Raw genomic sequence first — 12,909 nt, 5'->3', positions numbered from 1 at the left:
GCCGTCTGGGCGTGTTTGACAAAATCTTTGCAGCTTTGGCGGCCAAAGCCGGAAAGTAGGACCAGTTAATGATCGACGCCACTCACCTGAAAGAGCACCGAACAGCAGCCAGTCTGCTCAAAAAGGGGCTCAGCGGGCCAATGATCCCCCAGATCATCGGCTGACCCCGCTTCGCTCCCCGTCGTATCAGGCGCACAAAAGGCGGGCTGAACTCCAAACTGCACGCTGTTTGTGACGGACATGGCCGGCCGCTGATCATGCTACTCAGCGAAGGCCAGATGAGCGATTTCAAGGGCGCTGCGCTCATGATCGGCGCTTTCCCAAAGGCACAAACCCTGCTCGGCGATAAAGGCTATGACGCAGACTGGTTTCGCAATGCCCTGGCCGAGCGCAAGATCGCAGCCTGCATCCCGTCAAAGGCCAATCGCAAGGTCCAAATCCCTCACGACAAAGTCCTCTATCGCCGTCGGCACAAAATCGAGAACATGTTCGGCAAACTCAAGGACTGGCGGCGCATCCACACCCGCTACGACCGCTGCGCCCATACCTTCATGTGCGCCATCTGCATCGCCGCAACTGTCATCTTCTGGCTCAATCAATGAGATGGGGTGGTTGCCGCCCTCCCGAACGGTATCGCAATGTGCCAAAAAAGTGGTGTTGAAGGCCACTTAGCGGAAAGGACGGTAACCATGCAGAAAGATACGATGATCGGCGTAGATCTGGCAAAGGCTGTTTTTCAGGTGCACGGCGCATCGATGACGGGGGAACCAAGGTTTCGCAAGAAGCTGTCTCGCCAAAGCTTCCCAAAGTTCATGGCCGAGCAGCCACCGGCGCTAGTTGTGATGGAGGCCTGTGCTGGTGGCGATCGCCCTGGCCAACAAGATGGCCCGTACAATCTGGGCAATGCTGATGAAGAAGGAGGATTATCGAGTTTCGGCACAGGTAGGAGTTGCATAGACATTATGCCGCAAATTCTACCTGAGGCCGGATAACGGGAGTGTAAGAAGGCGATGACCCGAATGGGCAAAACGATCGAACAGATCTGGATCAGAAAAACCAGTTCAGGACTCAGAGCGTTACAGCTCGCCAATGAGATTTGGATCTGAACCGCGGATCACCATACCGGCTAGCGGCTTCTGAAGGCCGCATGCAAAGGCCTTACAGAAGAACGCACTCGATCACTATGCCACACGGTCAGAAACCTCTTGCATCACAGGCGGCAACCACAAAAGCGCGTTTAGCGGCAGCATTGCCACACTTGGGGTGGGCGATCTCAAAACGCTTTCGCTGGTTGAGCCGGGCGATCAGGTCCGCCTAGACAACAGCAATTTTCTGGCGGCACAAACCTACCATCGCCATCAGGTGCCCGATGCCAGTTATAAAGTTTGGGACCAGTTCCGCGATAGCCAGGGCAAAGCGATCTATCCGCAACGCAAGATCAACCTTGGCCCGATGTTCGCGATGGGTGCGGCAGGCACGGTCCCCAGTGGCAAGTTCAATGGCAAAGTGATTGTGGTAGAATCGCTGCTCGACCGCGAGGCGTTCCCTTGGCAGGCCGATTGGCATCGCCAACGCTTCGATGAAAATCTGGGTAAGGATGGCACTAATCGCTACCGCATATGGTTTACCGAAAACGCGCTTCACGGCAGTGGCGAAGATGTAAATGCGCTAACGCGGGTGATCGATTACAATGCAGTGCTGCAACAAGCGTTGCGCGATGTCAGCGCTTGGGTAGAAAAGGGCATCGCACCACCCTCCACCACAAGCTATTCCATAAGCAATGGCCAAGTGACCGTTGCCGCCTCTGCCGCGAAACGCGGAGGCGTTCAACCCGTCGTGATGCTCAGCGCAAATGGCAGCCAGCGTGCTGAAGTGAAAGCTGGGCAAAAAGTGGACTTCGCTGCCGTTATTGAGGTTCCGAAAAGAGCAGGCAAGGTTGTTGCGGCGCAATGGGATTTCGATGGCAATGGTTCGTTCCCGGTGTCAGCCTCGATCACCACGCCGACAGGTCGAGCAAAGCTGCAACAGAGCCACACTTTTGAAAAGCCGGGCACCTACTTCGTCACGATCAAGGCGTTTTCGCAGCGGCAGGGTGATCCCAAAACCCCTTACGCCCGCATTCCCAATCTGGCCCGCGTAAGGGTTGTCGTCCGATAAGATTGCAATACGGGGTTGGAGACACTGAGATGAGCCGCCGAAATATGCTGCGCTATGGTGTCGCCGCCGTGGCGATTGCACTTGCCAGCCCTGCCCTCGCCCAGGCCGACCCAGTTGCCGAAGGATTTCGCGATCCGCCACTATCCGCACGCCCGCGCGTGTGGTGGCACTGGATGAATGGCAACATCAGCGAAGAAGGGATCGCCAAGGATCTGGCGTGGATGAAGCGGATCGGGATTGGCAGCGTTCAAAACTTCGACGCAGATCTTTCCACGCCGCAGATCGTCGATAAGCGCCTGATTTACATGTAGCCCGAATGGAAAAGCGCGTTTAAATTCGCCGTGAGCGAAGCTGACCGGTTGGGTCTTGAATTGTCTGTCGCTTCGTCGCCCGGATTTTCGGAAACGGGCGGGCCTTGGGTAAAGCCTGAAGACGGCCTGAAGAAGATTGTCTGGAGTACGACAGTAGTGGATGGCGGCAAGCACTTTTCGGGCGTGTTACCCCCGCCGCCAGTTGTCATCGGACCGTTTCAGACCGCTATCAATCGCGATTCTATTGGTAAAGTTGCGGTCGATACGCCATTCTATCGGGACATCGCATTAGTGGCTTACCCGATCGCGGAAAGCGCGATGATGCTGGCAACTGTCAAAAACGCCCTCGGCGCAACGATTGACGTTGCAAGCTTGCTAGATGGCGACCTAGAGACGGGCATCTCTTTACCGGTTGGCGCTGCTGGCGCACCGGTTACTGTCGTCTTCGATTATGCCAAGCCGCAAAGCCTCCAATCGGCCACTCTGTTCATCCCCGGCGCTAAGTCGATCTTCGGTAACGCCGCCATCGCTCCGCAATTGGAGGCGAGCACCGACGGCCAGACATGGCGCAAAATTGCAGACTTCACGCTCTCGCCCGTTCCAACCACGATCAGCTTTGCACCTGTAACAGCAACGCAGTTCCGCGTCATACTGTTGCCAACCCCGCCGGAACCTCCTCGCTGGACAGGCGCCCCGGGAACAATTGCACGTGGTTCGGCCACGGCAAGTGGCCCTGCCAAGGCTGCAGCAACAGCCAGCGCCAAGCCGTTTCGGATCAATGATCTGCGTTTGAGCAGTCTGCCAAAAGTCGATCATTTTGAATTCAAGGCAGGCTTTGCAATCGCAGCGGATTACTACGCGCTTGGCAACCTGACGCCTGAGGAAAAGGGGATCGATCCAGCAAAGGTCATCAACCTCACCGGGCAGCTTCAGCCCAATGGCAAGCTGGATTGGCTACCGCCTGCGGGCAAATGGCAAATTCTGCGATTGGGGTCGTCTCTGCTGGGGACCACCAATCACCCCGCGCCAAAAGAAGCGACGGGGCTTGAAGTGGATAAATTTGATGGTGCTGCGGTGCGGCGCTATCTGGACCATTACCTTGGCATGTACCGCGATACGGCTTTGCCCAGTCTTTTCGGCAAGCGCGGCTTACGCGGCATTCTGACCGACAGCATTGAAGTCGGAGCGGCTAATTGGACGCCGCGCATGTTTGAGCAGTTCGAGCGTTTGCGTGGCTATGACGCCAAACCATGGCTCCCTGCTTTGGCGGGCGTTGTCATCGGTTCTCGCACGCAGAGCGACCAGTTCCTTTACGATTATCGCCGAACGCTGGCCGATCTGTTGGCGACGGAACATTATGGGACAATCGCCAGTGTTGCCCACGCCAACGGATTGAAGGTCTATGGCGAGGCGCTGGAGGACCACCGCCCCTCGCTTGGCGATGATATGGCCATGCGCCGTTACGCCGATGTGCCAATGGCCGCGTTGTGGGCGTATGGGCCGCAGGAAGGCCCGCGCACGACGTATCTGGCAGACATGAAGGGCGCCTCATCGGTTGCCCATATTTATGGCCAGAACATTGCCGGGGCCGAGTCTCTGACGGCGGCGATGCAACCTTACGTATATTCACCCGCAAACTTGCGCCCGATCATTGATCTGGAGTTTGCTTATGGAATCAATCTTCCGATCATTCACACGTCAGTGCATCAGCCTCTTGATTCGAAGTTTCCAGGGTTGTCGTTTTTCTTCTTCGGCCAATACTTCAATCGACATGAAAGCTGGGCTGAAATGGCCAAGCCTTGGGTCGATTACATGGCGCGCAACGCGTTTATGTTGCAGCAGGGGTGCAACGCGGCCGATGTTGCCTATTTCTATGGCGAAGAAGCCCCCCTCACCAGCCTTTACGGTGACAAGCTGGTTGCCGACGCGCCAACAAACAACGCCTTTGATTTCATCAATGCCGATGCGCTGATGAACGTCGTCTCGAACGATGGCAGCGATCTGGTGACACCAGGCGGTGCGCGCTATCGCGCGCTCTATCTCGGCGGATCATCGCAGCGGATGACGCTTAAGATGTTGCAGCGGATCGCAGAACTTGCCGATCAGGGTGCAACCATCGTTGGGCTTGCGCCAAACGCCACCCCTTCACTTGCCGACGCTCCTGATGAATATCGCAATCTGATTCAGCGATTGTAGGCTGGCGGCCCTGTTACCCAGGTTGGCAAGGGACAAGTTATCCCCAGCCAGAATATCGATGCAGCGCTTGCCCAAATCGCCGTAACGCCTGATTTCCATTTTGCGGGCGGACAAAACGACAGCAAGCTGCCCTTCGTCCACCGCCAACTGCCCGACGGCCATAGCTATTTCGTCGTCAATCGCGCGAACAGGCCAGAAGCAGTTGAAGCACATTTCAGGGTAACAGGTAAAGTTCCTGAATTGTGGCACGCAGACACCGGCACCGCTGAACCGGTCAGTTACCGGATCATGGATGATGAAACGATCGTGCCACTGGTCTTAGCTAAGGATCAATCGGTCCACGTTGTTTTCCGCAAAGACGCAACACTTCAGGCCATGAAAGTCCCGGCCCGTTCGTTTGAGACAATCAAGCAACTGGATGGTGCGTGGACAGTCAGCTTTCCACCGGAGCGTGGTGCGCCTTCATCTGCAATAATGCAGCAGCTACAACCACTGAATGAAAGCGCCGATAGCGGGATCAAACACTTTTCAGGCATCGCCACATACACCAAAGGCTTTACGCCACCGCGTCGATGCAGAAAAGGTCAGCCGCTGTGGCTTGATCTTGGCGACGTGCGGGAGTTGGCTGATGTCTCCGTTAACGGCCAGACTGCAGGTAGCGCATGGCACGCGCCATTCCGCGTTGATGTTGGCCCCTATCTGCGCAAAGGGCGAAACGTCCTGTCAATCAAGGTTGCCAATCTGTGGGTAAACAGGCTTATCGGCGATGCCCAACCTGGCACAAAGAAGATTACATTCACATCAATGCCAACTTACCGCGCCGATGCCAAACTGCTGCCGTCCGGCTTGATTGGGCCGGTAAAGCTTCAGACCGAAACACAGACTCTGCGTAAGTGATACTTGACAATGACACCTAGCATGACGGTTGCGCGTTGATTGAAAATCTCAATCAACAGATCTCCATGGTAAGGGGGCTGCGGATGAGAGGTGCATCGATCAAAACGTCACGATTAGACCTGCAGCATACCAGTCATCCAGTTGTGTGCAGTCGTGCCTTTTAAAAATCTTGCCTTGCGTTAGTTGACACATTTAAATCATTCGCCTTATTTAAGACGGATGGAAACGGCTGCCGTTAAAACAAAGCGAAAACGGGATGATCCACGCCGTGAAGCCACGCGGGCGGCGTTGATAGAGGCTGCTGAGCGCCTGTTTGCCGAGAACGGTGCCGATGCTGTCTCCACTCGCCAGATCGGCGCTGCCATAGGCGCGTTCAATACCAACGTGGTCGCCTACCATTTTGGTGGCAAGCTCGGCCTTATCGATGCGGTCTTTCGTCATCGCCTTCCAGACATCGATCGCCGCAGGGGTGAACTTCTGGTCAAAGCGGATCAAGCAGGCAACGGCGAAAACCTTACCGTCTTAGTGCAAGCATTCGCGCTGCCGTTGTTCGAACAAACCGATGCTTCCGGGCGGCACAGCTATGCAAGGTTCCTGATCGGGCTGGAGCGCTCAGGCCTCTTAAAAGCACGGGCGTTGGTGGCCAATGACTTTCCGGAAACAGACCGACTGACCGCCCGCATGGCAGCGCTGTTACCCCGTGAGGTCACTGACACCGCGAATTACCGGGTGCGCCTGATCTTCGCTATGTTAGGCGCGGCATTGCAGATCATCGATCAAGACCAGAACTTGTCTTTCGAAGCGGCTAGGCAGCAATTCGACAACGCCATCGCAATGGCAGTAGCCGCTTACGGCGCGATACCTGCATCTCAAGGAACCTCACGATGAAGTTTCGCCTTAACCTTGTTTGCGCTGCCTTGTCCTTGTTTCCGGCAGTTCAAGCTTTTGCCCAAGACCGCAGCGTCCTGCCGATGGTTCCGGCGCCATTCGCCGGAACCATGGCAGAGAACGTTCTCGATTCAACGCCTTCACCTCAGCCACCATTGCGCGCACCGCAAGGCACACCCAATGTTCTGTTGTTCATGTCTGACGACGTCGGCTTCTCAATGTCTAGCGCTTTCGGCGGTCCGGTGCCGACGCCCAACATGGAGCAACTCGCCGCGCAGGGGCAGCGCTACAACCGCTTCCACACCACCGGCATCTGCTCACCCAGTCGCGCGGCATTGCTGACCGGGCGCAACCATCACAATGCCGGGGTTGGGTACCTCTCAGACCTGCCAGCACCTTATCCCGGATATGGCGGAAAGATCCTCCCGGAAACGGCCACCATCGCGCAGGTGCTTCGGCTAAACGGCTACAACACAGCGATGTTCGGCAAGCATCACAACGTGCCGGGCAATGAACGCAGCGACGCCGGGCCGTTTGATGCCTGGCCGACGGGCTTGGGCTTTGAATACTTTTTCGGTTTTCCGAGCGGCGATACTGATCAGTTTTCGCCCGCTGTCTATCGCGGCACCTCACGGGTCGATCCCAATGAAGGGGCGGGAAAGCTGCTGGATCAGCGACTCGCCGAAGATGCTATCCGTTGGGTCCATAACCAGAAGGCGGCGGCACCGGACAAACCATTTCTGATCTATCTCGCCCCCGGGTCAACCCATGCACCCCATCAGGCTCCCCCAGAATACATCGCTCGGTTCAAGGGTAAGTTCGACCGAGGCTGGGACAAGCTGCGTGAAGAGACCTGGAAGCGTCAATTGGCTCAGGGCATCATTCCCAAGGGCACCCGCCTGACACCGCGCCCTGCCGAAATTCCGGCGTGGGATTCACTCAATCCCGCACAGAAGGCCTTTGCCATTGGCACGATGGAAGTCGCCGCCGCTCAACTTGCCTTTCAGGACGAGCAACTGGGCAAGGTGCTTAACGAACTTCGCCGCATGGGCCAACTCGACAATACGCTCGTCGCGGTGATCAATGGTGATAACGGTGCCAGCGGTGAGGCTGGCCCACCCGGAACGATCAACGAGCTTCGGGGTATGCGCAAGCCTCAGGAGAGCGAGGCGTGGATCCAGGCCAACACCGGGCGGCTGGGCGGTCCGATGACCTACGAGAGCTATCCGGTCGGCTGGGCTTGGGCGATGAACACGCCGCTGCGCTGGGTAAAGCAATATGCCTCCATGCTGGGCGGAGTGCGCAATGGCATGATCCTGTCGTGGCATGGCCACGTGGCTAAGCCCGGCGCTGTCTGTGGTCAGTTTAGCCACCTGATTGACATTGCCCCAACCGTTCTGGATGCGGCACAACTTCCCGCACCCAAGGCCGTTCTTGGCACCGTGCAAAAGCCGATGGACGGCGAAAGTCTGCTGCCCAGCATGACTGTTTGCAATGTTGGCAAGCCGCGTACCCAGTATTTCGAGATCGGTGGCAAGGTGGGTCTCTATCACGATGGCTGGTTTCTTGGCGGTGAGGATGGACGCCCTCCGTGGGATGATATTGGTCCCGGAGGCAGTCGGCCCAAGTTTGATTGGACGCTCTACGATCTGTCAAAAGACTTTTCGCAAAGCACCGATCTTGCGGCGCGGCACCCTGCAAAGTTGCAGGAAATGAAAGCGTTGTGGCAGCAGGTTGCAAGGGCAAACAACGTGTTCCCGCTTGAGCACCGCTTTGCTGCAGGACGTGTCACTCCGGCGATGATGCGCGGTTCGGGCCGGAAGCACTTCGATTTCTGGGGCAAGGATGTCAGCCTGCCGGCGATGTCCGAACCAATGCTGATCGGACGTTCGTTCACGCTGAATGCCGATCTGGTGCTGGACAAGACCGATAGTTCGGGTGCGATCATAGCACTAGGAAGCCGGTTCGGCGGCTGGAGCTTTTACCTCGACAAGGGGCGCCCGGCCTTCACATTCGCCATCTCGACTGATCCGGCCGAGATCACTCAGGTGCGCGCCAAAATGGCGCTGCCGCAGGGGACGAGCAACGTGAAGCTGCGCTTCGCCTCACTGGGCCTTGGGAAGGGTGCTGAAGTCGTGATCTCGTCCGGCAGTGAAGAGCTTGCGAGGGCAAAATTGCCCAGCGCAATCCTGATGCCTGCCGGCGGCGGCGAAACGCTCGATGTCGGGCGCGACATCGGGGTTCCTGTGATCGATTACGCCACTCCGCACGGGGCCATCGAAGGTGATGTATCCCATGTAACGGTCGATTTTGACTGAGGGCATGATCCCTTTGGTCGGCGGGGTCTTCTCCATAGGACCGGACGTGCTCTATCCTGAAAAGGCCCCGGTGCGGCAAGTTTCGGTTGGCCCTTTCTGGCTCGATGAAACGCCTGTCACCAATGCTGAATTTGCCCTCTTCCTCGGCCGAACCGGACATATCACGGACGCCGAGCTTACTCCCGACCCTCGCCAGTATCCGGGCATGCTGCCGGAATTGGCGATTCCAGGTTCGCTGGTGTTCGAGCCGCTCTCAAGACCTCTGAACGGCGGTGACAAAACCGGCCAGCGGTAAAGTTGCTCTTTTAGATGTTTGGTCCCGGGGATTGATGGTGCATTATCCATGCATGAATGGAAGGATGCGCTATCGGAGACCGCTTCAGCAACACCGCAACCCGCTACGGCTGTTAACTGACCGCCCGCATTGTTCTGTGCGTCGCTTGGCAGGCCGAGCGAGGCACTTTCAAACAAAGGAAATTATGAGCAACCTGTGGAACAGAATGGCCCTAGCCTTTCCAAATCGTTCCCCTTCCGTTTACAAGGGGCATGGGAAGCAAACGGCTAGACGACATTGCAGCTTACCGGCGGCACGGTTACCGCTTGCAGGTTCAATGTACCAATAGTGGGCATTCTACCATCCATGATCCTGAGACGCCGATAAAGCTCTGCCATCAGCGTGGCTCGTCGCGTTCAATGCCGCAACTCGAACAACGCTTTCGCTGCAAAGAATGCGGAAACCGTAACGTGAGGTGTGGTCCAGTCTCGGGATTAGGTGACCGCTAGCGTTCAGGGCCAGCCGTCCTAAGCCACGACCTCTTTAAGAGTATTTTTAAGGGCATTTCCCAAAACCCTTTTAATTTTTAAATTAAATCAAGGGTATGTGGCGGAGCGGGAGTCCGTAGAGCCGATAGATCAAATTATTGATATTAAGTGATATATTATTAACAAAACCGACCAGATGCCCCCTCTGGTGCCCCCAAATTTGGAGCACAAAGAAAATGAAAAATTCTGTCAATCTTTGCGCTTAGCTTACTGGCAGCATCAAGAAGCGCAGCCCACTCAAGTTAAGTTTCATTCGCTGAGCAGACCTTGCCGCATGGATGCCTGAGATTGCGGACGCCGCGTAATTGACACAGCCACTCTCATAGATGTTACGAAGTCGCATGGGCAAGGCAGTTCGAAGGCGACGTGCTGGGCAGCGCTTGGCAACGAGCGCCTTGCCCTGGTCAGAGTGCTGTCACAAATTGCCACGCTGTACATCGCTGAGGACATTGATGGGCTTGGCCGAGCAGCGGCCATGGCGGCAATTGATGCTCAAGCTATGCAGGGGCGGCGCATCATTCGCGGTCCGCCGCCGAGCGAATACAGAGAGACCGGGAGTATGTGGAGCCGAAAACGGTGATCACAAAGGACCCACATCGAAGTATGTTCGTCGTTGTATAACAGAAACATAGTCTACGTGGTTTACCGCGAAGGCCAACACAAAGGCCCGCAACATTCAAATAACGTATTGGCTCGATGCCTTATTAGGGACTCAAATCTTCAGAAATTCGCGGATTTCTGCCATTCTCTCCCGCGAACAAAAAGGGGAAATCGGCACTTCAATAGGCCGGTTAAAAAGCCCGCAGAGATTCGTTCACGGATCGTTCCACGCAGTTGGATTGACGATCACGGCGTCGAGCAGCCGGGTGATGTTGCGTGTGGTCCAGCTAGGCAAGGCGGGCTGCCTGCACATCCGCATTGATCATGGCGACCATGCCGTCCTCGCTTTGAACCGGAAGTTCCACTGCCAGACCTACGGACTGCCAGCAGCCGTCAGTCACAGGCCCACGGCCTTGGGGGCGCCAAACTGGGAGGAAAATCCGATCATACAGTTCTTACCGATCGAGAAGTCAAAATCCGCCGCTCTGGCAGGCTGCCTTTCAATTGCCGGCCCACGCAGGCTTGGGAAGGTTTGGACAGCGCGGTGAACGGACCAACCCTGGAACGGTAACCGCATCTGCGTCCTGACCAATAACTCGAATTACCCCAACTGAGATACGCTGCCGAAAAGCGGGGTGCAGAAAGTCTGGCAGATCATCTGAGCCGACATGCATGTCGCCTGATCACACAACCTTCAGTGCGGCGATTGGGTGAAGTCAAAACCCGGCATTAGGTATGGTCAACTAGCCTGCCTCTAGACATGATGTACGATAAGGCACTTGTAGGTCAATTCATTGAACCGCGGTTCTGAAGGGGGAATAAAGCGCATGGAGCATTGCTCCGTTCTAGCAGTTCAGCCCCAGCGGCAAAGTTAATTGGCGGCCGAATTGAAAATGACCCTAGGACAAACGCCGTCATCCGAATTGTCAGCGTGAGGAAAGCAGTCCGCGAAACGCTTCATCTCTGTTTGTAACATGAAGTCCGCTGGGAGCATAGCGCGATGCAATCCGACGCCTTTCCGAGAGAGATCATGACACACGGCGCCATCGCCTCTTATGAAAATCCGGCACGACAGGCTATTATCAGCGGATGGTCTGAGACGAGCAAATCGGGGCGGTCGCGCGCGGTCAGCAGGCCCAGTGTCCGGCGGAAATCATAATCGGCCAGCGGTACGGCGACGATGCCTGTGCCCACCAGTGATTGCGGCGCGGTGGTCACACCCATCCCGGCGCGCACCATTGCAAGGCAGCGGTCATCGTTGGCCAAGCGCAGGAAGAACGGCGGGCGCACGCCGCGCTGGGTGAACCAGCGGCTCGTCTCGGACAGAATTTCACAACTGCGACGCGCGATCATGGTTTCGGATGCGACATCGCGTGCATTGATGGAGGCGGCGTTGGCCAAGGCGTGGCCTTCGGGCAGGAGCAGGCGATAGCCCTCCTCCAATAGCGTAACTGACGGGCGGTTGGCATCTTCGAGGCGCAGCAGGGTGATGATCGCATCGATCTGCCCCTCCCCCAGCTTGCGGCGCAGTTCGGCATCGGTGCCTTCGGACAGGGTCATCGGCTGTATCTGGCTTAACGCCCGGGCGATCAATGCCAAGCTGGTGGTGGCGATAGACGGGATCACGCCGAGGCGCAAAGGGCTAAGCGGCGCTGGTGCGTCATTGAATGCGGCTTCGGCAGCGCGGAATTCGCGCTCGATCGCGCGGGCATGGGCGACGAGCTTTGCGCCCGCTTCGGTGAGGCGCACTTGCCGCCTTTCGCGCTGGAACAGCAGCGTTCCGGCCATACGCTCAAGCTCGGCAATGGCGGCGGACAAGGTGGGCTGCGCCACGCCAAGACGCTCAGCCGCGCGGGTGAAGTTGCCCGTCTCAACAAGCGCGAGGAATTGGCGGAGGTGAGTCCGTTTTATCATAGGGAAATTCTATACTCATACCTGCAATAAATCAATTTTGAGGGCAGAATCACTGATGATACCCCTTGTGCCCAAGAACAACGAGAGGATGCAGCGATGAGCGCCCCTGTCCTAGCAAGTGCTTTGGATACCAGTAGCCCCGAGGCGATGGCCCGCGCCGCGCACAATCGCGCTTTGGCCGCAGACTTGCGCGCCCGCGTGGCCAAAGCGGCCTTGGGCGGCGACGAGCGCAGCCGCGACCGCCATGTTGCGCGTGGGAAATTGCTGCCGCGTGATCGGGTAGAGCGCTTGCTCGATCCGGGCTCGCCGTTCCTTGAGGTCGGCCAACTCGCCGCCAATGGCCTTTATGGCGATGAAGTGCCGGGCGCGGGGATCATCACCGGGGTGGGCCGCGTATCGGGCCGCCAGTGCATGATCTTTGCCAATGACGCGACGGTCAAAGGCGGCACCTACTTCCCGATGACGGTGAAGAAGCATTTGCGCGCGCAGGAAATTGCGCAGGAGAACCGCCTGCCTTGCGTCTATCTGGTCGATAGCGGCGGGGCCAACTTGCCCAATCAGGCCGAAGTGTTCCCGGATCGCGATCACTTCGGGCGGTTCTTCTATAATCAGGCGAACATGAGCGCGCTGGGCATTCCGCAGATTGCCAGCGTGATGGGCAGTTGCACCGCAGGCGGCGCTTATGTGCCTGCCATGTCGGATGAATCGGTGATCGTGCGCGAACAGGGCACGATCTTTCTGGCAGGCCCGCCGCTGGTGAAGGCTGCAACCGGCGAAGAGATTACCGCCGAGGCGCTGGGCGGCGG

Annotated in this window: 8 protein-coding genes and 2 pseudogenes; 9 read left to right on the top strand and 1 reads right to left on the bottom strand. The window is 57.2% G+C overall.

Annotated features, from left to right (window positions below):
- The 8 genes and pseudogenes from IP81_RS16535 to IP81_RS16505 form a co-directional block, all read left to right on the top strand.
- Positions 1–602: pseudogene (locus IP81_RS16535) on the top strand (IS5 family transposase); the annotation flags it as partial.
- A gap of 87 nt (positions 603–689) precedes the next feature.
- The gene (locus IP81_RS21040; RefSeq protein ID WP_197274680.1) at positions 690–992 is read left to right on the top strand and encodes a transposase; all 303 of its coding nucleotides are present in this window, start codon (positions 690–692) and stop codon (positions 990–992) included.
- A gap of 271 nt (positions 993–1,263) precedes the next feature.
- Positions 1,264–2,157: a PKD domain-containing protein gene (locus IP81_RS16525; RefSeq protein WP_054109113.1), complete on the top strand. Its 894-nt coding sequence runs from the start codon at positions 1,264–1,266 to the stop codon at positions 2,155–2,157.
- 29 nt (positions 2,158–2,186) lie between these two features.
- A pseudogene (locus IP81_RS16520) lies at positions 2,187–4,892 on the top strand (glycosyl hydrolase); the annotation flags it as partial.
- A 60-nt stretch (positions 4,893–4,952) separates the two neighbouring features.
- A complete protein-coding gene (locus IP81_RS21390) occupies positions 4,953–5,561 on the top strand; it encodes a glycosylhydrolase-like jelly roll fold domain-containing protein (protein WP_231627034.1) in 609 nt (202 codons plus the stop codon).
- Positions 5,562–5,780: 219 nt separating this feature from the next.
- Positions 5,781–6,449 carry a TetR/AcrR family transcriptional regulator gene (locus IP81_RS16515; protein WP_054109112.1) on the top strand — a complete coding sequence of 223 codons (669 nt, stop codon included), beginning with the start codon at positions 5,781–5,783 and terminating at the stop codon, positions 6,447–6,449.
- Complete coding sequence (locus tag IP81_RS16510) at positions 6,446–8,767, top strand: arylsulfatase (protein ID WP_054109111.1); 2,322 nt, start codon at positions 6,446–6,448, stop codon at positions 8,765–8,767. The genes IP81_RS16515 and IP81_RS16510 overlap by 4 nt, the downstream gene beginning before the upstream one ends.
- Before the next feature lie 4 nt (positions 8,768–8,771).
- Complete coding sequence (locus IP81_RS16505; RefSeq protein ID WP_054109110.1) at positions 8,772–9,062, top strand: SUMF1/EgtB/PvdO family nonheme iron enzyme; 291 nt, start codon at positions 8,772–8,774, stop codon at positions 9,060–9,062.
- Between the two features lie 2,180 nt (positions 9,063–11,242).
- On the opposite strand, the gene IP81_RS16495 is transcribed toward IP81_RS16505, so the two are convergent.
- Complete coding sequence (locus IP81_RS16495; protein ID WP_054109108.1) at positions 11,243–12,103, bottom strand: LysR family transcriptional regulator; 861 nt, start codon at positions 12,101–12,103, stop codon at positions 11,243–11,245.
- A 96-nt stretch (positions 12,104–12,199) separates the two neighbouring features.
- On the opposite strand from IP81_RS16495, the gene IP81_RS16490 reads away from it, so the two are divergent.
- Positions 12,200–12,909: carboxyl transferase domain-containing protein (locus IP81_RS16490; protein ID WP_304437637.1), on the top strand; the 710-nt coding region annotated here is incomplete at its 3' end.

Source organism: Novosphingobium sp. AAP83, assembly GCF_001295795.1.
Taxonomy (GTDB): Bacteria; Pseudomonadota; Alphaproteobacteria; order Sphingomonadales; family Sphingomonadaceae; genus Novosphingobium.
This window is presented reverse-complemented; position numbering and strand designations above follow the sequence as displayed.